The 21,133-nt window shown below is 70.6% G+C and carries 36 protein-coding genes and 1 tRNA gene; 17 read left to right on the top strand and 20 right to left on the bottom strand.

Annotated elements, in window-relative coordinates; genetic code table 11:
* The first annotated feature begins 68 nt into the window (after nt 1-68).
* From GA0115233_RS41040 to GA0115233_RS16760, 10 genes are all read left to right on the top strand, one after another.
* Nucleotides 69-554, top strand: coding sequence for a hypothetical protein (locus GA0115233_RS41040; RefSeq protein WP_093721043.1), 486 nt, complete (start codon nt 69-71; stop codon nt 552-554).
* Nucleotides 554-1,003, top strand: a complete 450-nt coding sequence (locus tag GA0115233_RS16795; RefSeq protein WP_093721042.1) for a hypothetical protein — start codon at nt 554-556, stop codon at nt 1,001-1,003. The genes GA0115233_RS41040 and GA0115233_RS16795 overlap by 1 nt, the downstream gene beginning before the upstream one ends.
* Complete coding sequence (locus GA0115233_RS16790; protein WP_093721041.1) at nt 1,000-1,230, top strand: hypothetical protein; 231 nt, start codon at nt 1,000-1,002, stop codon at nt 1,228-1,230. Before GA0115233_RS16795 ends, GA0115233_RS16790 begins: the two co-directional genes overlap by 4 nt.
* The gene (locus tag GA0115233_RS16785; protein ID WP_093721040.1) at nt 1,227-1,652 is read left to right on the top strand and encodes a DUF1588 domain-containing protein; all 426 of its coding nucleotides are present in this window, start codon (nt 1,227-1,229) and stop codon (nt 1,650-1,652) included. Before GA0115233_RS16790 ends, GA0115233_RS16785 begins: the two co-directional genes overlap by 4 nt.
* A 73-nt stretch (nt 1,653-1,725) precedes the next feature.
* Nucleotides 1,726-1,929 (top strand): hypothetical protein, encoded by a 204-nt coding sequence (locus tag GA0115233_RS16780; protein WP_093721039.1) that lies wholly within the window; start codon nt 1,726-1,728, stop codon nt 1,927-1,929.
* The gene (locus GA0115233_RS16775) at nt 1,926-2,864 is read left to right on the top strand and encodes a hypothetical protein (RefSeq protein WP_093721038.1); all 939 of its coding nucleotides are present in this window, start codon (nt 1,926-1,928) and stop codon (nt 2,862-2,864) included. The genes GA0115233_RS16780 and GA0115233_RS16775 overlap by 4 nt, the downstream gene beginning before the upstream one ends.
* Nucleotides 2,865-2,869: 5 nt before the next feature.
* Entirely contained in the window at nt 2,870-3,043 is a 174-nt protein-coding gene (locus GA0115233_RS41035; RefSeq protein ID WP_176711814.1) for a hypothetical protein, read from the top strand.
* Nucleotides 3,040-3,369 (top strand): hypothetical protein, encoded by a 330-nt coding sequence (locus GA0115233_RS16765; RefSeq protein ID WP_093721106.1) that lies wholly within the window; start codon nt 3,040-3,042, stop codon nt 3,367-3,369. Before GA0115233_RS41035 ends, GA0115233_RS16765 begins: the two co-directional genes overlap by 4 nt.
* A gap of 5 nt (nt 3,370-3,374) precedes the next feature.
* The gene (locus tag GA0115233_RS41030; RefSeq protein ID WP_176711813.1) at nt 3,375-3,551 is read left to right on the top strand and encodes a hypothetical protein; all 177 of its coding nucleotides are present in this window, start codon (nt 3,375-3,377) and stop codon (nt 3,549-3,551) included.
* 85 nt (nt 3,552-3,636) lie between these two features.
* Nucleotides 3,637-5,760, top strand: coding sequence for a zonular occludens toxin domain-containing protein (locus GA0115233_RS16760; RefSeq protein WP_093721036.1), 2,124 nt, complete (start codon nt 3,637-3,639; stop codon nt 5,758-5,760).
* Between the two features lie 209 nt (nt 5,761-5,969).
* Here the strand turns inward: GA0115233_RS16760 and cyaB are convergent, their stop codons facing one another.
* Nucleotides 5,970-6,524, bottom strand: a complete 555-nt coding sequence (gene cyaB, locus GA0115233_RS16755) for a class IV adenylate cyclase (protein WP_093721035.1) — start codon at nt 6,522-6,524, stop codon at nt 5,970-5,972.
* A 21-nt stretch (nt 6,525-6,545) separates the two neighbouring features.
* Nucleotides 6,546-7,397 carry a helix-turn-helix domain-containing protein gene (locus tag GA0115233_RS16750; protein WP_093721034.1) on the bottom strand — a complete coding sequence of 284 codons (852 nt, stop codon included), beginning with the start codon at nt 7,395-7,397 and terminating at the stop codon, nt 6,546-6,548.
* A gap of 163 nt (nt 7,398-7,560) precedes the next feature.
* Here GA0115233_RS16750 and GA0115233_RS16745 point away from each other — a divergent pair, with 163 nt between their 5' ends.
* Nucleotides 7,561-7,761, top strand: a complete 201-nt coding sequence (locus GA0115233_RS16745; protein WP_093721033.1) for a hypothetical protein — start codon at nt 7,561-7,563, stop codon at nt 7,759-7,761.
* On the top strand, nt 7,758-7,913 hold the full coding sequence (locus GA0115233_RS41025) for a hypothetical protein (protein WP_176711812.1): 156 nt from the start codon (nt 7,758-7,760) through the stop codon (nt 7,911-7,913). Before GA0115233_RS16745 ends, GA0115233_RS41025 begins: the two co-directional genes overlap by 4 nt.
* Before the next feature lie 32 nt (nt 7,914-7,945).
* Here GA0115233_RS41025 and GA0115233_RS16740 read toward each other — a convergent pair whose 3' ends face one another.
* Nucleotides 7,946-8,239 (bottom strand): hypothetical protein, encoded by a 294-nt coding sequence (locus GA0115233_RS16740; protein WP_093721032.1) that lies wholly within the window; start codon nt 8,237-8,239, stop codon nt 7,946-7,948.
* 600 nt (nt 8,240-8,839) lie between these two features.
* On the opposite strand from GA0115233_RS16740, the gene GA0115233_RS16735 reads away from it, so the two are divergent.
* Nucleotides 8,840-9,310, top strand: coding sequence for a helix-turn-helix domain-containing protein (locus tag GA0115233_RS16735; protein WP_176711811.1), 471 nt, complete (start codon nt 8,840-8,842; stop codon nt 9,308-9,310).
* Nucleotides 9,311-9,364: 54 nt separating this feature from the next.
* Here GA0115233_RS16735 and GA0115233_RS16730 read toward each other — a convergent pair whose 3' ends face one another.
* From GA0115233_RS16730 to GA0115233_RS16660, 16 genes are all read right to left on the bottom strand, one after another.
* Nucleotides 9,365-9,652, bottom strand: a complete 288-nt coding sequence (locus tag GA0115233_RS16730) for a hypothetical protein (RefSeq protein WP_141689519.1) — start codon at nt 9,650-9,652, stop codon at nt 9,365-9,367.
* A gap of 18 nt (nt 9,653-9,670) precedes the next feature.
* Nucleotides 9,671-10,174: a hypothetical protein gene (locus GA0115233_RS16725; RefSeq protein ID WP_093721029.1), complete on the bottom strand. Its 504-nt coding sequence runs from the start codon at nt 10,172-10,174 to the stop codon at nt 9,671-9,673.
* Between the two features lie 21 nt (nt 10,175-10,195).
* The gene (locus GA0115233_RS16720) at nt 10,196-10,393 is read right to left on the bottom strand and encodes a hypothetical protein (protein WP_141689518.1); all 198 of its coding nucleotides are present in this window, start codon (nt 10,391-10,393) and stop codon (nt 10,196-10,198) included.
* Nucleotides 10,386-10,730: a hypothetical protein gene (locus GA0115233_RS16715; RefSeq protein WP_093721027.1), complete on the bottom strand. Its 345-nt coding sequence runs from the start codon at nt 10,728-10,730 to the stop codon at nt 10,386-10,388. The genes GA0115233_RS16720 and GA0115233_RS16715 overlap by 8 nt, the downstream gene beginning before the upstream one ends.
* Nucleotides 10,731-10,750: 20 nt before the next feature.
* Nucleotides 10,751-10,930, bottom strand: coding sequence for a hypothetical protein (locus GA0115233_RS16710; RefSeq protein WP_093721026.1), 180 nt, complete (start codon nt 10,928-10,930; stop codon nt 10,751-10,753).
* Nucleotides 10,927-11,151, bottom strand: a complete 225-nt coding sequence (locus GA0115233_RS16705) for a hypothetical protein (RefSeq protein ID WP_093721025.1) — start codon at nt 11,149-11,151, stop codon at nt 10,927-10,929. The genes GA0115233_RS16710 and GA0115233_RS16705 overlap by 4 nt, the downstream gene beginning before the upstream one ends.
* Entirely contained in the window at nt 11,148-11,525 is a 378-nt protein-coding gene (locus GA0115233_RS40185; protein ID WP_107406439.1) for a hypothetical protein, read from the bottom strand. Before GA0115233_RS40185 ends, GA0115233_RS16705 begins: the two co-directional genes overlap by 4 nt.
* 79 nt (nt 11,526-11,604) lie before the next feature.
* Nucleotides 11,605-11,871 carry a hypothetical protein gene (locus GA0115233_RS16695; RefSeq protein WP_093721023.1) on the bottom strand — a complete coding sequence of 89 codons (267 nt, stop codon included), beginning with the start codon at nt 11,869-11,871 and terminating at the stop codon, nt 11,605-11,607.
* Between the two features lie 48 nt (nt 11,872-11,919).
* Nucleotides 11,920-12,123 (bottom strand): hypothetical protein, encoded by a 204-nt coding sequence (locus GA0115233_RS16690; RefSeq protein ID WP_255310230.1) that lies wholly within the window; start codon nt 12,121-12,123, stop codon nt 11,920-11,922.
* Entirely contained in the window at nt 12,120-12,443 is a 324-nt protein-coding gene (locus GA0115233_RS16685; protein ID WP_093721022.1) for a hypothetical protein, read from the bottom strand. Before GA0115233_RS16685 ends, GA0115233_RS16690 begins: the two co-directional genes overlap by 4 nt.
* Nucleotides 12,444-12,579: 136 nt before the next feature.
* Nucleotides 12,580-13,905, bottom strand: coding sequence for a DNA primase family protein (locus GA0115233_RS16680; protein WP_176711810.1), 1,326 nt, complete (start codon nt 13,903-13,905; stop codon nt 12,580-12,582).
* 218 nt (nt 13,906-14,123) lie between these two features.
* Nucleotides 14,124-14,558, bottom strand: coding sequence for a DUF2742 domain-containing protein (locus GA0115233_RS16675; protein ID WP_093721020.1), 435 nt, complete (start codon nt 14,556-14,558; stop codon nt 14,124-14,126).
* Nucleotides 14,558-14,707: a hypothetical protein gene (locus tag GA0115233_RS41020; protein WP_176711809.1), complete on the bottom strand. Its 150-nt coding sequence runs from the start codon at nt 14,705-14,707 to the stop codon at nt 14,558-14,560. Before GA0115233_RS41020 ends, GA0115233_RS16675 begins: the two co-directional genes overlap by 1 nt.
* Complete coding sequence (locus tag GA0115233_RS16670; RefSeq protein WP_093721019.1) at nt 14,704-15,255, bottom strand: hypothetical protein; 552 nt, start codon at nt 15,253-15,255, stop codon at nt 14,704-14,706. Before GA0115233_RS16670 ends, GA0115233_RS41020 begins: the two co-directional genes overlap by 4 nt.
* A 135-nt stretch (nt 15,256-15,390) precedes the next feature.
* Entirely contained in the window at nt 15,391-15,735 is a 345-nt protein-coding gene (locus tag GA0115233_RS16665) for a helix-turn-helix domain-containing protein (RefSeq protein WP_093721018.1), read from the bottom strand.
* Nucleotides 15,732-15,923: a helix-turn-helix transcriptional regulator gene (locus GA0115233_RS16660; RefSeq protein ID WP_093721017.1), complete on the bottom strand. Its 192-nt coding sequence runs from the start codon at nt 15,921-15,923 to the stop codon at nt 15,732-15,734. Before GA0115233_RS16660 ends, GA0115233_RS16665 begins: the two co-directional genes overlap by 4 nt.
* Before the next feature lie 107 nt (nt 15,924-16,030).
* Between GA0115233_RS16660 and GA0115233_RS16655 the strand changes: the two genes are divergently transcribed.
* Both GA0115233_RS16655 and GA0115233_RS16650 read left to right on the top strand, forming a co-directional pair.
* Nucleotides 16,031-16,822 (top strand): helix-turn-helix domain-containing protein, encoded by a 792-nt coding sequence (locus GA0115233_RS16655; RefSeq protein WP_141689517.1) that lies wholly within the window; start codon nt 16,031-16,033, stop codon nt 16,820-16,822.
* Nucleotides 16,819-18,327, top strand: coding sequence for a site-specific integrase (locus GA0115233_RS16650; protein ID WP_093721015.1), 1,509 nt, complete (start codon nt 16,819-16,821; stop codon nt 18,325-18,327). Before GA0115233_RS16655 ends, GA0115233_RS16650 begins: the two co-directional genes overlap by 4 nt.
* A gap of 60 nt (nt 18,328-18,387) precedes the next feature.
* On the opposite strand, the gene GA0115233_RS16645 is transcribed toward GA0115233_RS16650, so the two are convergent.
* Nucleotides 18,388-18,481: transfer RNA gene (locus GA0115233_RS16645), tRNA-Ser, on the bottom strand.
* A 171-nt stretch (nt 18,482-18,652) separates the two neighbouring features.
* Here GA0115233_RS16645 and GA0115233_RS16640 point away from each other — a divergent pair.
* Nucleotides 18,653-19,150, top strand: coding sequence for an SSI family serine proteinase inhibitor (locus tag GA0115233_RS16640; RefSeq protein ID WP_093721014.1), 498 nt, complete (start codon nt 18,653-18,655; stop codon nt 19,148-19,150).
* A 195-nt stretch (nt 19,151-19,345) separates the two neighbouring features.
* Nucleotides 19,346-21,133 (top strand): PAS domain-containing protein (locus GA0115233_RS16635; protein WP_141689516.1); only part of this gene is annotated, 1,788 nt, incomplete at its 3' end.

Raw genomic sequence — 21,133 nt, 5'->3', positions numbered from 1 at the left:
GCCCCGCCCGGTGCGCCAACACCGGAACGGGGCCTGACGGAACAACCTGACGCAACAGGAGATCCGCTGTGTTCAACCTTCTCATGAGCCCCCGCACCACCCGCACGGTGCGTGGCCTGCTCGGCAACCTCGTCGAGGCCGCCGCCACCGCCGTCCGCTCCATCGCCCCCACCGACACCCCGGCCGACCAGCCGGCCCCGGCCGAGGCCCCCGACCCCACCGACGTCTACACCGACGACGACATGCCCGACGCCTCCGCCATCGAGGCCGCCGCCGCCGAGTACGAGCGCGCCACCGACCAGGCCCGCCGCGCCGACCGCGGCAAGCGCGCCGCGAAGAAGGTGCTCGACAAGCTGCCCGCCGGCATCTACGGCGCCTGGCGCGTCTTCCGCACCCCCAGCTCCCGCCAGACCCCCGACCTCGCCGAGATCACCCGCATCTTCAAGGCCCACAACCTCGGCCCCGTCCCCATGAAGCCCTGCGCCCCGTCCCTCAAGGTCGAGCGCATCGACGTTCCGGCCGACGCCGACACCCTGGCGGGGGTGGCTGCCTGATGAACGCCACCGACAACTACCTGCCCGCCATCCCCACGCCCGCCCGCCGCGAGCACCCGCAGCACGACAACGACCACCTCACCTACCAGGCCGCCGCCGTCTACATCGCGGGCAAGGTCTACACCGAGGCACTCAGCACCCCCAACCCGGCCAGCACCCTCGACGACGTCTGTGACGCCCTGCCCGAGGTCATGCCCGAGGTCTTCCAGAAGACGGGCACCGCCCCGGCTCTCGCCACCGTGCTGCTCCCCGAGGTCGCCAACCTCCTGTGGGCGTACACCGCCATCGAGTACGCCCGCGCCGAGGCGGGCGACGGCTACGGCTACCTCTTCGACTGGCTCGGCGGAACGCTCCGCGACGGCGCCGACCCTCACGCGGTCAGGAAGGCCGCGCTGGACGCACCCAAGCGGCTCCGCGCCCTCGGCGGGCAGACCGGAGGCGGGCAGTGAGCCGCAAGCCCACGACCGAGCAGACCCCCGCCCGCGTGGCGGGGGCCCTGCCCCCGGCCGTCACCGAGCTGGACACCGCCATCCGTGTCGCGCAGCGCATGCTGCGCCACTACGGCACCGTCGACGGCAGCAGCACCTATGCCTACACCGTGGCGCACGGCGGTCTCACCGAGGCCCTCCGCCTTCTCCTGCGCGCCCTCGGCGCCGAGGCGGTGGACGCACGATGACGAAGAAGCCCACCCCGTCCACCGAAGCCCGCGACCTGCGCGCACTCCTCGACGTCGTCGCCGACGCCCTCACCCTCGACTACGGCGCCCCCGACTACGACGAGCGGCTCAAGGAGCGTGCAGGCCTCGCCCGGGTCGTCCTCCGTGACGGGCTCGCCGACGGGCCCGACCGCATCGCCTGGAACACGGACTGGCTCCGTCACAAGCTCACCGCCGAGGAGACCGAGGCCGCCGAACGCGCCAAGAACCGCTGCCGCCGCTGCCACCGCCGCTTCGATCCCACCGACACCAGGTTCGACGGCCACGACCGCTACGCCAACACCCCGTGGTGCCGCCGCTGCATCGACAACTGCCGCGAAGGCGGCACCGGACACATGTGCCCCATCTGCGAACCGGCCCGCTACGGGGGTGAGCAGCGGTGACCGACAAGGAACGCGAGGAGCTGTCGAAGAAGCTCGCCGAGGTCAACCGGCGAAGCCGTCAGGGCTCCGGCAAATGACCGCGCGCTGGCCTGTGCGCCGTCCGACCGAGTCCGCCGCGATCCGCGCGGCGGGCCGGTCGGCCCGGCCCCTCCCGCCCGTCGAGTTCCTCCTCGACGCCCTCGTCCTGGCGCGCCGTACCGGCGACCGCGAGGGCATGACCCTGGCCGCGCACCGCGTCGTGCGCGCCGCCGCCCCCCTGGAGGTGGGCGAAGCATGAGCAAGCTGACGAAGATTGGCACCTGGGCGCTGCCGGTCGTGCTGACCGTCATCGCCGTCGCCTGGGCCGTCGCCGCCATCGGCGGCATCCTCACCGCCCAGGCCCACCCCGCGTTCGCCTACAGCGTCGCTGTCCTCTACGACGCCGTCTGGTTGTACGGGCTCGCCATGGAGACCGCGCACCGCCGGCAGGGCTCCAGTGCCCGCCTCCCGCAGGTGATCGGCTGGACGTTCCTCCCGCTCACTGTCGTGATCCTCGGCGCGCACGGCCTGCTGGCCGGTGACGTCCTGGCCGCGGTCGTCGGCGCTCTGGTCCCTGTCCTGGCGAAGATGACTCTCGTCATGGCCGTCGACCGCGACGCGACGCGGATCAGTGCTCGGGCGCAGGCCGCCATCGACCGCGCCCGCGCCGTCACCCGTGACCGGATCGCCGTCTCCCGTGCCGTGGCCGAGGCCCGCGCCGACGAGACGCGGGCGGCCGCACGGATCGTCAAGCGGTCCCGCAAGGCCGAAGCGGATGCCGCCGTCACCGCCTTCGAGGCGTTCGAGAAGTACGCCGAGACCCTCGACCGGCACCCCGTGCCGGACTGGCACACCGACCTGCCCGCCCTGGTCTCCGACCACGAGTTGGAGGCCCTGCTGTCGGGGGGCGTGCCAGACGATCAATCCGCAGGTGGCACGGGGGGTTCCGGCCTCCCCGGCACGGGTGGCGGTCACGTTTCCGGCACGCCCCCGCTGGAAGGCCCCCGCGAGGCGAACAGCAGGGCCGTGGCGATGCTCGCCGCGGAGCTGTACGCCACCGATCCGCCGCCGTCGAAGCGGAAGTTCAGGGAGGCGATGCGGGCCGCGATGAACGAGCGGCAACTGACCGGTGGCTGGGACGTGATCGATGCCCTGTACGACCGTGAGAAGCAGCTCGCCGAGGGTGGGGAGTGATCGCCGTGAAGTGGATTCTCCTCGGCGCGGTGCTCGCCGTGCTGCTGCTCGTCCCGCAGGCCCTCGCCGCCGGGGTCACGGTCGCCGCGGCTGCGGTCTCCCAGCCCGTCTTGGTGGCGTTCGCGCTCGGCGCGCTCGCCCGTCCGCACATGCGCACCCCGAAGAGGTGGGCGCGGTGAGTGACGCCCTGGAAAAGGCCGAGCAGGCGGCACGCGAGGCCGCCGAGAGCACGGACGTCGCGCGGCTCGTCGCGGCGGTCCTCGCCACCCAGCAGGCCATGCAGCAGCAGGCGACCCCCGTGGTGCAGCAGACCCCGGCGCCCGCCCGTCGCCCGGTCGGCCTGTACGTCGCGGCCGGCATCGGCGGAGCGGTCGCCGTCTCGTTCCTGGCTATGGCCGCCGCGCTCCTCGCGGTAGCCGTCGCCATCGGGGGTGTCTGCGCCACCGTCTGTCTGCTCGTCCTGCGCGGCCTGTGGGCCGACTACCAGAACCAGAAGAGGAAGTGACCGTCATGGCGTTCACCGACAAGGACCCCCACAACCTCAGCGAGTTGGCCCGCGTGATCGCGCTCGGCGTCCGCATCGAGCACCGCCGAGCCCGCGGCAAGGGCACCAAGCGGCTGGAGAACCGCGTCGACGCGATCCGCGAGAAGGCGCAGGCCCGCGAAGACGCCCGCCGCAAGAAGTAACCCCGCCCCGGGGACGGCGTCCTACCGCCAAGCAGCCGCCGTCCCCGGGCCCCGGACCACCCAGAGAGCGACCGGAGACCACATCATGACCGACACTGCCCCCGAGCAGGTCAACGGGCACCCCGCCCCCGCCGTGAGGCTGCTCAAGCCCGTCCCCCAACAGGCCCCCGAACAGGCCGAGCCCGAGGCGCGCCGGCCCCGCCGCCGGGTCCGCATCGACTCGCTGCGCCGCGTGTTCGTCGACACCCGCCAGCACCCCACCTGGCGGTTCACCGTCCGTCACGGCTCCTACGTGTGGGGCGGAACCCGCATCCTCGCCCGCCGCACCTGGGAGGCCCGCACCACGGCGCTGCACGCCCGCATGATCCGGATTGCTGAGGCGTCCGGCAACGAGGAGATGGTCACCAAGTGGGAACAGCGCGCCTACGCCTACCGGTTCGCCCGGCACAAGCGGCGCATGGACCTGCTCCAGATGGCGCTGAACGCCCCGCGGGCCCTGGCCTCCGCCCTCGTCGGCATCGGCGGCGCCCTGCTGATGCTGGGCATCATGATGGCGGTCTACAACCACGACGTGCGCGACGTCCTCGCCCCGACGAACGCCGTGATCGAGTTCGTCGGATGGGTCGCATTCCTCGCCGGTGTGATCTGGGAACCCCTGCTGTACTCCCTGCCGCTCCTGCTGCTGGCCGGCGCCTGGGCGGTCGGCAAGAACCAGAAGACCGCCCCCACGTGGGCCCTGCCCGCGGACACCGGCGACCAGGGCGTCATCCCCGACGAGAACGCGATTCTGCGGGCCCTGGGCAAGCTGTCCATCCCGCAGATGAACGCGGCCATCAAGGAAGGCTGGCAGCCCCGCTGGGTGTCGCCCACGACCAGGCTCGGCAACGGCTACCACACGCAGCTCCAGCTGCCGATGGGCGTCACCGTCGAGATGGTCAACGCCAAGAAGACCGTGCTGGCGCACAACCTGCTGCGCAAGCCCGTCGAGACGTGGCCGACCGAGCCGCCCAACATGCCCGGCGTCCTCGACCTGTGGGTTGCCGACCAGGGCTCACTGAACGGCCCGGTACCCGACTGGCCGCTGCTGCACGAGGGCACGACCGACTACTTCAAGGGCGTGCCGGTCGCGGTGTCCCAGCGCGGTGAACCGATCGTCGGCAAGCTGATGGCGGCGAACTGGATCGTCGGCGGCATCATGGGCTCGGGTAAGACGTCCATCGTCGTGTCGCTGCTGCTCGGTGCGATCCTTGACCCGCTGGTCATCGCGGAGGTCTACGTGATGGCCACGAACGTCGACTACGACCCGCTCAAGCCCCGGTTGCGGAACCTGGTCAAGGGCGACGACCCCGAAGACCTGAGGGCCGCCCTCGACGCGCTGCGCGGCCTGTCCAACGAGGTGACCGAGCGGGGCAAGCTGCTCGAGGAACTGGGCGGCGAGTCGACCAAGCTCACCCGCGAACTGGCGCTCAAGGATCAGCGGATGCGACCCAAGGTCGTGGTGTTCGACGAGTGCCACGAGCTGTTCATGTCCAAGGAGTACGGCAAAGAGGCTGCTGAGCTGGCCATCCGTGTGATGAAGAAGGCGCGGAAGGTGGGCATCACCCTGATCTGGGTCACGGTCTCCCCGACCGCGGACAGCATCCCGCGCGACGTCACCCGCAACACCTCCCACCGGGTGGCGTTCGCGGTGGGCGACCAGGTCGCCAACGACGGGTTGCTCGGCTCGGGCAAGTACAAGGCTGGCATCCGGGCCACGGAGCTGGTGCCTGACCAGGACGTCGGTACGGCAGTCACCTACGGGTTCACCGCCAAGCCGTTCGAGATCATCCGGTCCCACTACGTCGCCCGGGACCCCGAGCGGGGCATCGACGAGGTGACCCCGGTCGTCGAGCGAGCCATGGCGCTGTACGAGGGCGGGCCGGCCGACGCTCCCGCGTTCGCTCCCGTCGACCACCTGGCCGACATCGCGGCCGTGCTCGGGCACGAGCCGAAGATGCTCACGCAGGACGTCCTGCGCGGGCTCCAGGACCGCAACCCGGCCGAGTACGGCAGCTGGACGTTCCGGAACCTGCGGCGCGTCCTCGACGACGCCGGGCACGGCGAGTACAAGACCGGTGGCGGCCGACAGCACGTCAGCCTCGACCGCATCCTCGACGCCATCGCCGCCCGCGACGACGACCTCGACGACGAGGGAGGCGACGAGGACTGAGGGAGTTCTCCCTCACGGCCTCCCTACCCTGCCTCCCTGTACATGACCTGCGGAAATGGCCAGTCAGGGAGGCAAGGGAGGCAGCGTCAGAGAGACGTCCAGACCCCCGATTCCGGGGGTGCCGGCCTCCCCTCCGCAGCCTCCCTCCCCTGCAAGGCCACAGCCCCCGCCTCGAACGCCGAGGACGGGGGCCGCTCGCATGTCCGGGCTCAGCCCCGCCGGGCCGCCACCGCACCCGTATAGGTCTCCCTGGTCAGATCCCCCGCCCCGATGCCCAGCTCCCCCAGCACCGCCCGCACATCCTCCAGAGCAGCCGCCAACTCCTCCTCGGCGACGAGGGTCTCAACCTCCAGAAACGTGCCGTCGATCTCCGGAACCCGCACCAGCGTGGCCAGCATCCGCCGGCCGCGCGCCTCGAACTCGTAGTTCCGGCACCGCTTCTCGAACGCGATCACCTCCACATGGCCGAGACCACGCAGGATGGCATGCGCCTGCTCGGCGTCCTCGACCCGCGTCTCGTGCTCGGGCTTCGACCCGGACTCCGCATCGACAGCCGCGCCCTTCCACGTGAGCACCGTCCGTGTCCCGTCGGCGCTGTGCACGGTCCGCACCCGCAGCTCCTGCCCGGCCTTGTCCAGCGAGCCGTCCGGCCGGTCGAAATACGTATCCCGGTACACCTCAACCCGCGCCACGGCTCGTTCCTCCAGCCGCCGCATCACGGCCTCGGGGGCGTGCACGCGCGCCTTCAGCTCCGCCTCGATCACCTGCGGTCCCTCCCCTACTCGTCAGATCGTGCGCTGCGCGCCGTCGATGACCGCATCGAACATCCGCCGAAACCCCCGGAACAGCGGGCCGTGCGGTGTCTCCATCACCTTGTACAGCGCGCTCTCGTGGCCTTCCCACCCGGCATCGAACGCGCCGACGAACATCGTCTGGTCGGTGCGGATGACACGCCACGTCGGCAGCATCCGGTACCGCCACACACCCACATCGCCGACCTCGGCGAGCTCCCTCAGCCGCGCCTCCGCGAGCCGCACCCCGGACGCGAGGGACTCGGCGGACTCCCCGATCTCCGCCGCACGCCGGGCCAGAGCATCGCTGTCGGGGTCGAGCAGCGCCACCCGGACCCTGAGGCCCTTGCCGCCCTGTTCGCGCGGCAGACAGGCGCGCAGCAAGCTGTCGTTGAGACCGATCAGCCCGAGCCCACGCACCGCCAGAACGTCCAACTCCGCGGCGCTGCGGGCCTGCTGCTGAATCTCCCCGGCCGCGGAGTTCTGCGCGGCGTACACGCGCACGACCTCCGGGAACGCGGCCAGGTCGAACGCGGCCCCGCCCGCACGCCGCTCCCGGCCCGCGGCCAGGCCGAGGAGATGCCGGGCATCGTCGGGCATGTGGAGGCCGTCAGCGATCCGCTCGTACACGTCCAGCCTCGACACCTCACGACGGCCGCTGATGATCTCCGAGACGCGGGCCTGCGTCATGCCGGTCGCGGTGGCGATGCGGGCTTGGCTGGCGCCGGCGTACTGCTGCGCGTGCCGGAACACGGCGCCTATGTCGCGGGCCTTGAGGGCCTGGCGGACCTCGGCCCGTTCCCATGCCCAGTCGGGAAGTTCGATCGGCTCTAACGCGGTCCCCATGTCGCGGCTCCCGGTATCGCGGACGGGATGGGAATCCATCCCACGGTGAGATTACCGGTGGGGGATCGAGTCGACACCAGGAGTCACAAGACGCTGGCCAGGACAATCAACCCCGGCGGCCGCTGGACACGGCCCCGGGCGTGGCCGACTGGTTGGAGTCGACATGGCCGAGAGTACGCAGCCCGGAACCCCCGCCACCACCCCCACGAGTTGGGGCTGGTGCGCCTGGCACCAGAGCTACGCGCGTGGCGTGCGCCTGATCCGGGCGATCGAGCAGGGCTCCGGCCCCGGCGCGAGCCTGTTCGCATGCGGGCCGTGCCGCAAGACACACAACCTCACGCCGCTCGCCGACCTTCCGCTGTGAAGCGCACCGCGGCCGAGATGTCGGCGGAGTGCCATCGCGGCATGTGCCGCCTGTGCACCGGCCCGAAGGTCATCAAGCGCGACGGCGCCCCCGTGTGGGAGGCGCCCATCATGACGCTGCGCTGCGACTGCCGCTGCCACCGGCACCGCTGAACGCCCGCCCCGGCGCAGGCTGCTGGCCGTCCCTACGCCCCCGTCTGGGGCGGCCAGCGCAGGTTCCTTCGGCCGGGTCTTTGTGGAGCCCGGCTGGAGGCGGGCGGCCGTCCGACGGCGAGCAGCGCGTCAGCCCGCTCCGCAGCGAGCAGCGCGGCATCCATCCGCGCCCCGTCGCCGATGCTGTCGCGCACCTCGGCGAGCACCTGAGACACACGCTGCTGACTGATGCCGTGCTCGGCCGCGATCGCCTCCTGCGTCGCACCCCCGACATACGCCGACCAGATCGCACCGTCCCTGCCGTCGAGCCGCTCGGTCTCCGCCATGTCATCCCACCTCCTGACTAGTGAAAGCTTGTGTCCTCAACCGCGGACCGGGTTCCGGGCCCGGATACACCGCGGGTCGTGACTCGCTGTAGACGCGCCCGTCCGTGCCCATCACGCTCTGTGTGGCAGGTGTTCCATTTGGAACACCTGAAAGCTCGCGATGGACGGTGCCTACGCCGACGCCGGTCGCACACGCGGGAGGGCCCGGCCGTCCGCAGACGACCAGGCCCATGCGCGGGTAGCGCAGGTCACGCGGCAATGGCCGCCGCCCTTGCCACCGCCACGTGCAGCGCCACGATCTCGTGCGCCGCAGGGGTAGTGCGGCTGGCCGTCGAGGGTGCGGCCCACGCGGTCGTGGGCCAACCGTTGCGATATCGCCACGGTTGCCGAAGACGGGTGTGGCCCGCGCGGGCGAGCGAGAAAGGGCGGGCACCGAGGCCCGCCCCTTCCGGTGACCGGCGCTGTCAGAGGTGCGTGCCCTGCCCGATGTAGCTGGCCAGCAGCTCCACACCCAGACGGTGACCAGCCTCAGTCGCCTTCGAATCGAAGGCTACGAGAACCTCTTGCCTGCAAATCCTTCCCGTAGGGATGCTGTGCGGCATGGCATCCCACCCGCCCTCACCCCGCTGGACACCCACCCTCGTAGGCGTCGGCGCCCTGCTGCGCACCGCCCGCCTCAACGCTGGACTAACCCGCCGACAACTCAGCGCCCTCGCAGGCGTCGGCTACGGCCAACTGCACGGCATCGAGACCGAACTACGCCCGCCGTCCACTGCGACGGCCGAGCGGCTCTGTGCCGTCCTACCGCTGGACGACTGGGGGAAAGCCGTCCTCCTCGCCGCCTCGGTCCCCACAGCCCGGCTCAGGGGCCGCCGCGGGGTACGCCACCTCAACCGGCAACGCGCACCCCTGCCCCCGGAAGTCCGGAAGCGCATCGCCGCCGAGCGGGCGGGCGGCCGGAGCTGGCGCGCAATCGCAGCCACGTTGAACGAGGCCGGCGTGCCGGGCGTAGGCGGCGGCAGATGGTGGTCATCAAGCGTCGCGCGAGCCGCTGTCAGCGCCGACCAGTAGCCTGCCCATGGCAGAGGCCCCGACCCATCCGCTCGGTCGGGGCCTCGCCTCATGTCACGCCGCGGGCGGCGGCGCCTCCGGTGTGCCGAAGCGGCGCCTCAGCTCGCGGACCATCCTGCTCTCCGGCTCGGCCGGCGGCTCGGCCGGCTGCGGTACCACCTTCCGCCCCGACTCGCCCATCACCTTCGCCGCGACCAGTTCGGCCCAGCCCGGGGTGTCACCCGGCCGAGCCCGCCGGCGCGCCTCCTCGAGGTCCTCCGGTTCCGGCGCCCGGCCCGCAGCCCTCGCCGCCATCGCACGCTCCCACGGCTTCGGATCGACCCTCTTCCACTGACCACTCATCCCGCTCCTCCTCCGACCTCAGACACCCTCGGGCAGCTCGCCGCCCATGTTCCGGAACCGCCCGGCCAAACTCATCGCCGCCCGCCGCGCATCCGACCGCTGCGCCTCACCGCTCTCACCCGGATCCAGCACCGGCCGCCCACGACGCGCAGCCGCAGCCACCGCCAAACTGGCCGAACCCGCCGCAGCCCGCGCCTCCCTCTCCGCCTCCGCCAACAGCTCACGGATACGCTCCATGTGCGCGATGAACTGCACCGACGCAAAGTCGGAGATCGCCCGCCCGTGCGCGACAGTGGCCGCGGACAGCTGCTGATGCGCCGCCACGGCTTCCGCGAGGGCAGCCTCATGCTTCGGTCCGAGCTCTGCGGCCTTGGGCCCGTTCCAGGGCGTCCGGTCGAGCTGGGTACCGAGCTCCGCAGCCCGGGCGCGGGCCGCGTAGTACGAGCCGAGGGTTTCGCGTACCGGTTCCGGCAGGTCGTCGGGTACGAGGGTGACGCGCGGCAGTCCGAGAGTCTTCGCCATGCTGATCTTTCTCCTTCGTGTTCAGCAGCCGGACGCTGCTGGAGTCGTGTTGTCGAACGCGGCTGCGGCGAGGTTCCGGAGCCGGGCCGCCTGCCGGAACGCGAGGCCGCGCCGGCGGGCCGCTGCGAGTTCTGCCCGCTGCTGCTTCCGCTGCTCGGCCTCCCGCTTCGCCGCAGCGATGCGCCGCTGCACCTCGGCCTCGACGTGGCTGTCACCCACGGCGCTCACCCCGCAGCTCGGCCTCGATCGCCGCGTTACGGGCCAGCGCAGCCGCCAGCGCCTCGGCCGCCTCGCGCTCCCGCTGGGCAAGCTCCGCCGCAGGAACCCGCTCATGCCGGTCGACCGCCCACAACTCCCGCGGATGCGGCCGAGGAGGGAGGCCGGCGGCGCGACGCCCCTGCGCCTGCAGGTCACGCAACTCGTCCAGCTGCACGCCCGCCGGATCGACCACGGCACGATCCAGCGGCCACACCGCACCCAACTGGCAGAACACGGAGTGGAATCGGCACTCGGCGCCGCCTGCCACCGGGATTACGGCCCGCTCGATCCGGTCCATCCGTGCGGACAATCGACGGCTCACGTCTCGCTCGCCTCCCCTCCGGGTGCGAGACCGAACAGCGGCAGCAGCTCGGCCAGGTCGCCGCCGTCCTCGATGTACGCGTCGACCAGGGCGAGCACCTCGACGCCGAGGGCCTGCGCCGACGGTGTGCCGCGCTCCAGGCGGTCCAGGCGCTGCCGCAGCCCACGCGCGCTCACGAGAGGTCCGCAAGGGTCACGCCGGGCACCTCGTACACGAGGGGCTGCGGGCCGCCGACGACCGTCAGGCGGGCGCCGGTCGCGGTGTCGCGGGCGTAGGCGCGGCAGCCGGGCACCGACCACAGCAGCGGGCCGTGTTGCCGGGTTTCGCCGGCCAGGTCCGGGACGGCACCCACCCGGGATTCGAGGCGCTCCAGGCGCGTAGTGAGCTTGCCGGTCATGCTGCTGTCCTTTCGGGGCTGAGAGCGGCCTCCAGGGCTGCGATGCGTTCGCTGAGCTCCAGGTGCTCGGTCAGGGACGGCAGGCTGGACAGGAGCACGCTGGCGGCGCGTACACGGACGTTCGCGGAGTCGTCGGCCAGGGCCGCGTGCAGGGTGGCCACGGCGTCCTTCGCTGCGACACCGAGTGCGGCGACGGCCTCGGCGAGGATCGCCCGCCGGGCTTCCTGCACTTGTGCTTCGAAGGCGGGGTCTTCACGCCACCTTCGGACGGTTCGCCCTGATACGCCTGCTGCTTCGCCGGCTTTGTCGGAGGTGGCGCCCTGGGCGAGCGCGAGAGCGACGCGGGTTTTGGCGTCCAGGTCAGAAACGGTCATGCTCGGTCTCCTCCAAGGGTGTGGGATGTTGGCCGGGTGGCCGCCCCGGTTCCCGCGGGGCGGCCGTCCGTTGTGCGGGTCAGTGGTCGACGTGGACGAGCCTGCTGCTGACCAGCCCGCACTCGTGGTTGTGGCACTCGCCGTCAGGGCTGGCCGCCTCCTGCGCCGCGGCGTCGGTGTCGTCGGCGGCCTTGATGAGATCGGCGGCGATCAGGCGGGCCTCGGCCGGCGTGAACACGCCGATGGTGCCGCGCTCAATCTCGATGGTGAGGCGCTGCTCGCCGTGGAGTTCGCCCTGTGCGGCCTTGATCTGGAGGCGGTCGCCGTAAGCGCCGGTGTGCTGCATGGTGTTGCTCCTTCTCGGTTGGCCGGCCGCCGGTCGACGGCCGGAGTCTCAGTGGTCTTGCTGCTCGTCGTCCTGGCGCTGCTCGGCTTCGGCGAGGCGGCGCAGCTTGTTCGCGTGCCGGGCAGCGAGGCCGCGCCGACGAGCGGCCGACAGTTCCTCGCGCCGCTCCCGCGCGGCCTGGACCTTGATGCGGGCCGCCGCGATGCGGGCCTGTACCTGCTGCTCCACGTGGGACGTGCTGGGTTCGGTCACGAGGACTCCTTGGGTGTCGGGGTTGCGGCAGCGGGCCAGCCGCCGGGGCGCCTTCCGGGGCGGTTGCGTGCGTCGCGGAACCAGCAGCAGAGGAGCGCCGACTGCTCCCAGCCGAGGCGGTCGTACAGCGGCTTTACGGCGGTGTGGAGTTCGTTGCTGCTGGGCCAGCCGTAGACGTGACTACGGAGGGCCGTGGCAACGTTCAGGGCGGCCGTCCAGCCGAGCCGGTCGGCAAGGTCGCGGGCGAGGTGGGAGTAGGTGTATTCGGCGTCCTGGTGGATGCGCGCTGCCTGCTTCAGCCAGTGCTTAGTGTCGATCACCTGTACTCCTGCGACCGTCGCGTGATCTTGCTTGTCGGTGACGAGTGCAGGGTTGTGCTGGGTTTTCCGAAACTCGCTACGCGTGCGCGCCTATGGAGAAACCGGGAAACCCTGCACATCCCTACACTCGCCCAGGTCAGAAGGGTTCTTCCTCGGACTCATCCGAGCCCGCGATCATCAACCCGCGGTACGTCTGGCCACTCGCGCTCCGCTTCTTCTCGAAGCCGCGCGCCCGCATAGAGGCAGCGAACGTCACCTCAGTGCCGACCACGTCGTCCTTGAGCCCGCTGGAGTGGCACCAGGCGGACCAGGCCGTGAAAAGCTCCCGCGCCTTCACCACCCCGTGAGGGCTCTCGATGGTCCGCTCGGCCAGGAACCGTCCCAGAGCGTCGCTGTCCGCCTGGTACGCCTCGGTGCGGGCGCGCACGGCCTCAGGCGGATTCAGTCCCTGGTCCTGGTAGCTCAGCCACCCCTCGTACAGCCAGGCCAGAACGGCATCCGATGCGCTCTTGAGACGCTCGGGCAGTTCCCCGTCCCGCTCCTCCGGGGGAATCACCACATCGAACGGCACGACCAAGATGCGCCGCCACACTGCGGGATCGTCGCCGGATACGGCCGGCAGGTGATTCGTCAGCATGATCAGGGTGTGTGACGGATCGAAGGTGATCGGGTTCTTGTGCATGAGGTTGGCCTCGATCTGGTCACCGCCCACCAGCCGCTTCATGGTGGCCTCGGCGAACTTGCGGCCCTTCTCCGTCTCGGAGCAGAACGCCAGGCGGGCGCCGCGCAGCCGCATCTTGAAGGCGCCGTGCCGCTCGTGCTTCGACTCCATGAGCATGGCCGGGTCGATCTCGATGGCGTAGTCGCCGAAGGCGGCCATCACGGCGTCACGGATGGTGCCCTTGCCGTTCGCCCCCGCCCCCGTGAAGATCGGCATCACGTGCTCAGTGACCTTGCCCAACAGGGCGTAGCCGAACAGGCGCTGCACGAAAGCCCGCACCTCTTCGTCGGGCAGGATGCGCTTCAGGAACGTCTCCCACTCGTCGTAGGGCCGACCCCCCACCCGGCCCCCTGCCACCTTCGTGATCAGGTGCTCGCGGTTGTTCTTGAGCACGGCTCCGTTGCGCAAGTCGAGGGTGCCCTTTGGGGTGTTGAACAGGTACGGGTCGGCGTCCAACCGCCTCGATGCCGTCGAGATCGGAGGCAGGGCGGACGCGATCCGGAGCATTCCTTCCAGGCCCGCCGCCGACTCGGACTTGCGGGCGTCCTGGTACAGGTCGTCCCGCTCTTCCTTGTCCAGGTCGGCGAGACTGGCCAGGGCCGTCTTCACGGTGGCCACGGCCGCCCGCATGTCAGCGCGTTCCTCATCTGACTTCCAACGCGCCCCGTCCCACTCGTGCCAGCCGATCCCGTGGACGTACCGCAGGTTGTCGGCGTGCTCGGCGACGAAGCGCTCAGCCATGCGAAGTTGACCGCGGTGCGCGGTTGTGACGCGGGTCGGTCGGCTGCGTCGGGGCGCGGGTACCGCGGGCTCGTCTGAGAGCCAGAGAGGCCCGTCGGTATCCGGTGCCAGGAAATCGTGGCCGAGTTGGCCGCCGTCGTGGGTCGGCTCGGTCATGTCGCACAACCGGCCGTTGTCGAGCGGGTGAGCGCAGAACCGAGAGAGGTCGAACGAAGTGGTCACGCGCTGGACTCCTGGTACGTGAGGTACTCGCCAGGCCGACCGGGAATCTGGATCGGTGGCCAGCCAGGGGTGGGGGTAAGCATGTGCGGCGTGCGAGTGCGCATGGTGCCCTTGCGGGCGGCGCGCGCCTCGGCCGCGGTCCGGAGGACGTTGAACGCCTGCGTGTGCGCGTCGGCCGCGATCCGCTCGACGTGCATGCGGTGCAACTCGGCGGCTTCCAAGGTGGCGACGTACACGCGCGGGTCGTCCGGGGGGAGTTGGAGCCAGGGGAGGCTTCCGTACTCGGGCCAGTCGTCCACATCGAGGGAGTCGGCCTGTGCGCAGGCCCGCAGGTGAGTGATCTCCCCGGCGGTGGCTTCTGTTGGTGCGGTGTGCAGGCGCGCCCGTCCGCCTGTGTCGGCCAGGCGGAGGCGGGTTGCGGGGCGGCTCATCAGGCGGTTCCCACCGTGCGGGCCGCGCGCAGTTCGGCGCGGACGCTGCTGCGGGCCGGGGCCGCCAGGGCGCGCTTCTGGGCGGCGGACTTTCGGGAGCCGTGCCGCATGCGAGCGCTGCGGGGGCGGTATCCGTGATGCCGCCTCACCGGACGTACTCCGTGATCTGGAGCCCACGGGTGTCGACGACGATCTCGTCCTCGTTCCGGCCGGTGTTCACCGCAAGCATCGCCGTGGGCGGCACCACGCACACCCACACGCGGCTCGGGGGACGGCCAGGGCTACCAGCCGCGAACTTCTCCGCGACCCTGATGTCTCTCGTCCAGGACCAGTCTGTCCGGCGCTCCGGCACTGAGCCGCGGTACAGCGTGATCGGCTCCGTGGGGCGCTGCGCCTGCTTGCCGTCGACCGTGAACCCAGCTACGTCGAACATCCACCGCCACGTGTCGTGGTCGAGATGGCGGTCCGGGAACTCGGCGGACGACCAGACGTCGCCGATCAGCGCGGTGACCGTTTCGTCGGCGATCTTGCCCTCGGAGAGGGCTTCCTCAAGGAACATCGGGCCGGAGGTACGGCCGGCCAGGCCCATCAGGTACGTGAGTTCTTCGGTGGTGAGCCGGTCGGCCCACAGGAGGAGGTCATAGGCCTCGTCGGCGAGCGTCTCGCCCGCCTGCGGCTGGTGTGGCAGTCTGTTCAACAGAAGCTCCTTACACGGCCGCGCATATGGGACTGGTACTCCCTCGCGGCCGTCGGCTTGTCGGTCGGATGTGGGCTTCGGGGCCCCTCGCGGTCGTCGGTGCTGGAATCACCGGCGCTTACGCGAGGGGTCGCTTCATGCGCCCCGGAGAGGGCGGATCACCGCCGAATCGGCAGGGGTGCAACCGCATGAGGTATGCGGTTCGACGTCTGCGACCTGCACAGATGTGCCGTGCTGGCACTGTGCTGGCACGGCCGGGGTGACCTGCGAATCAGGCTCCGGGGCGTACAGGAGCGCGATCAGGTCGCGCGTCGGGATCTTGATCTTCCGGCCGAGGGTGAGCACGCGGGTCGCGGTCCACTCGCCCCGGCGGATCTGTGCGTACACGGTGTCCTTGTTGACCAGAAGGATCGACGCCACCGTCGGCACATCCGTGACCGGACCGAGCGCCTCGATCGCGGCACGGGTCCAGGCGCTCATGAGGCCGACTCCCTGAGTTCGCCGTTGCGCAGGTAGTCGAGGACCTCGTCGTTGTCGTATCGGACGAGCCGCGGCCCGTGCTTCAGGGGCGTGGGGCCGATGCCGGCCTGAGCCCACCGCTCCAGCGTTCGCACGCTGACCTTGAAGAGCGCCGCAGTCTGCGCCTTACTCAGGAAATGTGCTGTCACGGTCGACAAAGCTCCTCCGATCTTCCGTGACGGTCGATCGATGGTCGCCAGTATGAGTGTCGCGTCGTGGGTGGTCAAGTCGCATCGCGTCGGGATAATGTGCCGTCATGGCACTTACCGCGAATGAATGGGCGGCACAGATCGCCAAGCTGGTCGGGCGAGGAGTCGCGCACTATCGGGGCCAGGCACGGGATATTCGAGGCGGGAAGCTGACCGCCCAGGCCCTGGCCGATCGATGCGCCGGCCTGGGACTCCCGATGGACCGCACAGTCATCGCCAAGCTGGAGAAGGGGACACGTCAGACGATCACCGTCGGGGAGCTGGTCGTACTAGCGCGCGCCCTCAACATCCCGCCCGTCCAGCTTCTGTTTCCGCTCGGGCGCGAGACCGAGACGGAGATCTTCCCCGGGGAGTCTGTCGGCACGTGGGAAGCGCTGAAGTGGTTCACGGGCGAACAGGAACTGATCCCCACATCGCCCACGGACAACGAGTTCAAGACTCAGGATGCCCAAGGAGTCCGATTCTTCCGAGAGCACGACCGACTAGTTGAGGACTGGTGGAACTACCGGAAGCGGCTGTCCATCATCGCCGACACCCGCCGCGAGTCCCTACGCCGCTTCCGTTCAGAGGCAGACCCCGACGCGGTAGACGATCACATCGTGCAACTCACCTCGGAGAGGCTGCACGAGGTCGAGGCTGACCTCCGCACTCTGCGCGAGCAGATGCAGTCTGCTGGTTTCCAACCGCCGGCCATCGGCCCGTCGACTTCGTTCCTCGCCGACTTGCCATCGCCGGGTACGCCCGGGACGCCACTGGACATCTCCTCGATCCCAATGGAGCCGCTGCCGCCGGAAACAACCGAGGCCGAGCCACCGCAAAAACCAGAGGGGGATGAGTGAAACCGTACAAATCCTGTTCATGCCGAGACCCGGAGACAAAGAAGCTGCTCGGCAAGCAGTGCCCGGACCTGTCGAAGAAGGGACACGGCGGCTGGTACGCCCGATACGAGGCACCCAAGTCCGCAGACGGTAAGCGCCGTCAGCCGCGCATCGGCCCGTTCGACACCGAGCGCGAGTGCAAGGCGGAGCTGGCCAAGGTGCTCGGCACGGCCGCGCAGCCGAAGGCGCATGACGAGCGGAAGACCACGTTCGGGGAGTTCTTGGAGCGCCGCTACGCCTGGCGGACGTCGGAGGCCGCGACCGGCGAGGGCCTGAAGAAGTCGACGTTGGACGCTGAGCGCGAGGCGATCGACCTGTACGGGAAGCCGGGGCTCGGGCACATCAAGGTCGTCGACCTCACCGACGAACATCTGCGCGAGTTGTACGCCGCCATGCGGAAGCTCAACCGGCCGGAAGAGCAGGGCGACAGGAGCGAGATCCTGCGCCGCTTGAAGGAGGCCCGTGCCATGCGCGACGGCCGCCGGCTGCACACCCGCCCGATCAGTGAGGGCCGTATCAAGCGCGTGCACGCCGTCCTCACCGGCGCCCTCAACGACGCCGTGAAGCTGTCCAAGATTCGGCCGGACAACCCGGCTGACGGCGTTTGGCGGTCGAAGGGCGGCAAGCGGAAGTCGGGCCGGGCCCGGCCGCTGCTGTGGACCGCCGAGCGGGTCGAGGTGTGGGAGGCGAACAAGGTCGTCCCCGCCAAGGTGATGGTGTGGACGTCCAACCAGACGGGCGCGTTCCTCGACTTCGCTGAGGCCACCGGTGAGCGTCTGTACCCCGCCTTCCACCTGGACGCCTACTACGGGCCGCGCCGCGGCGAGCTGGTCGGCGCCGAGGAGAAAGACCTCAGTCTCACCCGCAAGCGTCTGCACGTCCTGCAGTCCCAGTCGGACGACGACCTCGACGACACCAAGACCGAGGCCGGCTACCGGCAGATCCCCCTCGACGACGAGACCGTGCGCGTCCTGAAGGCCTGGCACAAGCACAAGCTGGAGGAGCGGTTGGCGTGGGGCGAGGCCTATCAGGACTCGGGCCGCGTCTTCACCTACGAGGACGGCCGAGCCCTGAAGGACGACTACCTCTCCAGCCGCTTCCGCATCCTGCTGGAGCGGTACGCCAACATCCGCACGAAGGCAGCCGAGGGCTGGCCGGCCGAGCGGATCGCACGGAAGTTCCGGACAACCGAGGCCGCCGTCGAGGTGGCCCTGCGGATAGCGCTCCCGCCGATCCGCTTCCATGATCTGCGTCACGGTGCGGCGACGATGCTGCTCGCTGCTGGCGTGCCGATCAAGTTCGTGAGCGAGATCCTTGGGCATGCCTCGGTGTCGTTCACGATGGACATCTACGCGGTCGTCGCCGAGGAGATGGCGGAGGACGCCACGCGCCGGATCGCAGCGTTCATCCCGCGTCAGAATCGCCCCACGGCGGCTGGTGCCAGCAACGTGCCATCTGGCGGCTGATAGCGGCCCTGAACGCGACTCAGGGAGCCCAGCTCCGATGAGCCGAACTCCCTGGTCAGGTGGCGGAGGCGGAGGGATTTGAACCCTCGATGGGCTTTAAGGCCCAAACCGCATTAGCAGTGCGGCGCCATAGACCGGACTAGGCGACGCCTCCAGCGCAGCCTCCCGCGCGAGCGCGAGTGGTGCGTGCCGATGATGACACAGTCGAGCGGGGTGTCACCAATCGCCCCCTACGGTACTAGGCAGGTGGGGTGTGGGGCAAAGCCCTTGGCGCTGGTGGGGGCCGTGTTCGCAACGTCCCGGCGCGCGGGGCGTTAAGCAGGTCATGTTGCAGGTCTCGCGCCCCTCGGGCAGTCATCGCGCGCCCCGTCCCTCCCGTGCCGGCCGGCGGATGGGGCGGGTCCTCCTCCTCGCGGCCGGGGTGGCTGTCGCGGGCTCCACCGTTCCGGCCTCCGCTCAGCCCGCTCCCGTTCGCTTTGGTGATCACCTCACCGTTGTCGTGGACAACGTGGGGGGTGGGGTGGACGGGCGGTACGTCCTCCGCTGTCATCCCGATGGTGGGAGTCATCCCCAGGTCTCCGAGGCCTGTGACCTTCTGGACCGGGAGACCGTCTTCGGGCGGGATCTCTTCGCGCCCGTTCCCGACGGGAGCCTCTGCACCATGCAGTACGGCGGGCCCGCCACCGCTCATGTCACCGGTACCTGGGCCGGGCGGCCCGTGGACGCGCGGTTCGGGCGGGGGAACGGGTGCGAGATCGCTCGGTGGGACCGGCTCATGCCGTTGCTGCCCGCGGTCGGGGAGCGTGCGGTCACGGCTCGGTGAAGGTCCCGGGGAGGTCTCGTCGAGCGTCTCGGACACGGTCATACGTTCTGGGTCACTTCGTCGTGCGACCTCCCTCTCATCCGGCGCCTCCGGCACAGCCCCAGCCCTTAGACTCCCTCGCGTGACACGTCGCGGGCCGGTTGGCAAGATGGCCCGAGCGGTCGGCAAGATGCGGTAACAGAAGGGAAGCGTCTCGTGAGCAGCAGGCCATCCCGAGGCGCTGCTCGCCTCGCAGCCATACTCGACGCGCTTCCCGACGCGTTGGTGCTGGTCAACGCCAATGGGACGGTCGTCAACGCCAACACCATCGCCCTGGAGACCTTCGAGGCGCCCGGCACGGCGCTGGTGGGGCGGGGGCTGCTCGATCTGCTGCCGCAGTTCGACTCCAAGCTGATCCCCGGTTCCATGCGCCGCCCCGACCACATGGACCCGGCCGGGCGGACCAAGCCGACCCGGATGATGGCCCGGCGCACCGACGGCAGCGAGTTCCCGGTCGAGGTCACATCCGCGAACCTGGAGAACGGCCAGCAGGCCTACGACGGTTACGGCTATGCCAGCGACGAGCTGCTGATGCTGGTCGTGCGGGACCTGTCCGGGACCATCGACACCGAGGCCGAGCTGGCCCGTTCGCAGCGGCAGACCGAGATGATCCTGCGGGCGGCCTCCGAAGGTGTCGTCGGCACCGACACCGACGGGCGGATCGTGCTCGTCAACCCGGCCGCCGCGCAGATACTCGGCTACCGCGCCAGCGACCTCGGCGGGCGCGAGCTGCACACCCTCGTCCTGCACTCCCGCCCCGACGGCTCGCCCTTCCCGTACGAGGAGTCGCCGCTCGCCGACACCCTGCGCTCCGGGCGCAAGCACCGGGTGCGCGGGCAGGTGCTGTTCGCCAAGAGCGGCGAGCGGGTGCCGGTCGACCTGACCACCGCGCCGGTGCGTGACGGGGACCAGCTCGTCGGCGCCGTGATGACCTTCACCGACCGGCGGCCCTACGACGCCCTGGTCCAGGAGAAGGCCGACGCCGAGAAGGCGCACGAGGAAGAGCTGGAGCGGCTCGCCGAGGAGCACGCCTCCGAGCTGACCGCGCTGCGCCAGAAGCACGTCACCGAGGTCGAGGAGCTCCAGGAGCGGCACGCGGAGGAACTGGCCGCGGGCGAGGAGCGGTACGCGGCGCTCGGGGAGCGGGAGAAGGACCGGTACGAGGCGCTCGCCGGGCGGCACGAGCAGCTCCTCACCCTGCTCGGTACGTCCCTGCGCGGGCCCCTGGACGAACTGCGCCGGGAACTGGCGGCGCTCGCCGCGGACGACGCCGGGCAGCTGTGGCCCGAGGCCAACCAGGTGCTGCACCACCTCTCGGCCGGGTACTCCCGGATCACCACCCTCATCGACAACGTCCTCGGCTACCAGCGGCTGGACGCGGGCGGCGAGGGCATCACCCGTACGAAGGTAATGCTCGACGCGGTCGTCGCGGCAGGTGTGGACGGCGCCGTCGAGCTGATCGGGCCGGGGCGGGTGCAGTTCGCGGTACACGCGCCGCCCATCGAGGCCGAGGTCGACAGCAGGCTGCTGTCGACCGCGCTCGCGCATCTGGTCGCCGATGTCGCGGGCGTCGACGCCACCGGCAACTCGCCCGTGTCGGCGGGCGGCTACATGGACAACACGGTCGTCGTGGCGGCGGCGCAGCGCGGTGAGGTCGTACGCATCGAGGTGCGCGGCCCGTACGCCGGGGGCGACCCGGTGCACGAGCCGATCGTGCGCGGGATCGTGCGCGCCCACGGCGGTGTGCTGCAGACCCACGAGGTGCCCGGCATGAGCGGCAGCGCCTTCGTGCTGGAGGTGCCGATCGGCGCCGGTGCCGGGGCGGTCGCGGCTCCCGAGGCGCCCGCGCTGGAGGAGGCACCGGCTCCCGCCGAGCAGACCCCCAGCGGTGGGCGGCGCCGGGCGCGGCGGTCCTCCGTGGACGCCTTCCTGGAGAGCGAGGTG

This window comes from Streptomyces sp. DI166 (assembly GCF_900091315.1).
GTDB lineage: Bacteria > Actinomycetota > Actinomycetes > Streptomycetales > Streptomycetaceae > Streptomyces > Streptomyces fuscus.
The sequence above is the reverse complement of the archived record's forward strand: the minus strand, read 5'-3'. Positions and strand labels throughout refer to the sequence as shown.

What these genes read in the sequence shown, in the direction of transcription:
- GA0115233_RS16795 (WP_093721042.1), top strand. Translation starts at nt 554, where the DNA reads ATGAACGCCACCGACAACTACCTGCCCGCCATCCCCACGCCCGCCCGC.
- GA0115233_RS16785 (WP_093721040.1), top strand. Translation starts at nt 1,227, where the DNA reads ATGACGAAGAAGCCCACCCCGTCCACCGAAGCCCGCGACCTGCGCGCA.
- GA0115233_RS16780 (WP_093721039.1), top strand. Translation starts at nt 1,726, where the DNA reads ATGACCGCGCGCTGGCCTGTGCGCCGTCCGACCGAGTCCGCCGCGATC.
- GA0115233_RS16775 (WP_093721038.1), top strand. Translation starts at nt 1,926, where the DNA reads ATGAGCAAGCTGACGAAGATTGGCACCTGGGCGCTGCCGGTCGTGCTG.
- GA0115233_RS41030 (WP_176711813.1), top strand. Translation starts at nt 3,375, where the DNA reads ATGGCGTTCACCGACAAGGACCCCCACAACCTCAGCGAGTTGGCCCGC.
- GA0115233_RS16760 (WP_093721036.1), top strand. Translation starts at nt 3,637, where the DNA reads ATGACCGACACTGCCCCCGAGCAGGTCAACGGGCACCCCGCCCCCGCC.
- GA0115233_RS16750 (WP_093721034.1), bottom strand. Translation starts at nt 7,397, where the DNA reads ATGGGGACCGCGTTAGAGCCGATCGAACTTCCCGACTGGGCATGGGAA.
- GA0115233_RS16745 (WP_093721033.1), top strand. Translation starts at nt 7,561, where the DNA reads ATGGCCGAGAGTACGCAGCCCGGAACCCCCGCCACCACCCCCACGAGT.
- GA0115233_RS16740 (WP_093721032.1), bottom strand. Translation starts at nt 8,239, where the DNA reads ATGGCGGAGACCGAGCGGCTCGACGGCAGGGACGGTGCGATCTGGTCG.
- GA0115233_RS16735 (WP_176711811.1), top strand. Translation starts at nt 8,840, where the DNA reads ATGGCATCCCACCCGCCCTCACCCCGCTGGACACCCACCCTCGTAGGC.
- GA0115233_RS16730 (WP_141689519.1), bottom strand. Translation starts at nt 9,652, where the DNA reads ATGAGTGGTCAGTGGAAGAGGGTCGATCCGAAGCCGTGGGAGCGTGCG.
- GA0115233_RS16725 (WP_093721029.1), bottom strand. Translation starts at nt 10,174, where the DNA reads ATGGCGAAGACTCTCGGACTGCCGCGCGTCACCCTCGTACCCGACGAC.
- GA0115233_RS16715 (WP_093721027.1), bottom strand. Translation starts at nt 10,730, where the DNA reads ATGGACCGGATCGAGCGGGCCGTAATCCCGGTGGCAGGCGGCGCCGAG.
- GA0115233_RS16705 (WP_093721025.1), bottom strand. Translation starts at nt 11,151, where the DNA reads ATGACCGGCAAGCTCACTACGCGCCTGGAGCGCCTCGAATCCCGGGTG.
- GA0115233_RS40185 (WP_107406439.1), bottom strand. Translation starts at nt 11,525, where the DNA reads ATGACCGTTTCTGACCTGGACGCCAAAACCCGCGTCGCTCTCGCGCTC.
- GA0115233_RS16695 (WP_093721023.1), bottom strand. Translation starts at nt 11,871, where the DNA reads ATGCAGCACACCGGCGCTTACGGCGACCGCCTCCAGATCAAGGCCGCA.
- GA0115233_RS16680 (WP_176711810.1), bottom strand. Translation starts at nt 13,905, where the DNA reads ATGGCTGAGCGCTTCGTCGCCGAGCACGCCGACAACCTGCGGTACGTC.
- GA0115233_RS16675 (WP_093721020.1), bottom strand. Translation starts at nt 14,558, where the DNA reads ATGAGCCGCCCCGCAACCCGCCTCCGCCTGGCCGACACAGGCGGACGG.
- GA0115233_RS16665 (WP_093721018.1), bottom strand. Translation starts at nt 15,735, where the DNA reads ATGAGCGCCTGGACCCGTGCCGCGATCGAGGCGCTCGGTCCGGTCACG.
- GA0115233_RS16655 (WP_141689517.1), top strand. Translation starts at nt 16,031, where the DNA reads ATGGCACTTACCGCGAATGAATGGGCGGCACAGATCGCCAAGCTGGTC.
- GA0115233_RS16640 (WP_093721014.1), top strand. Translation starts at nt 18,653, where the DNA reads ATGTTGCAGGTCTCGCGCCCCTCGGGCAGTCATCGCGCGCCCCGTCCC.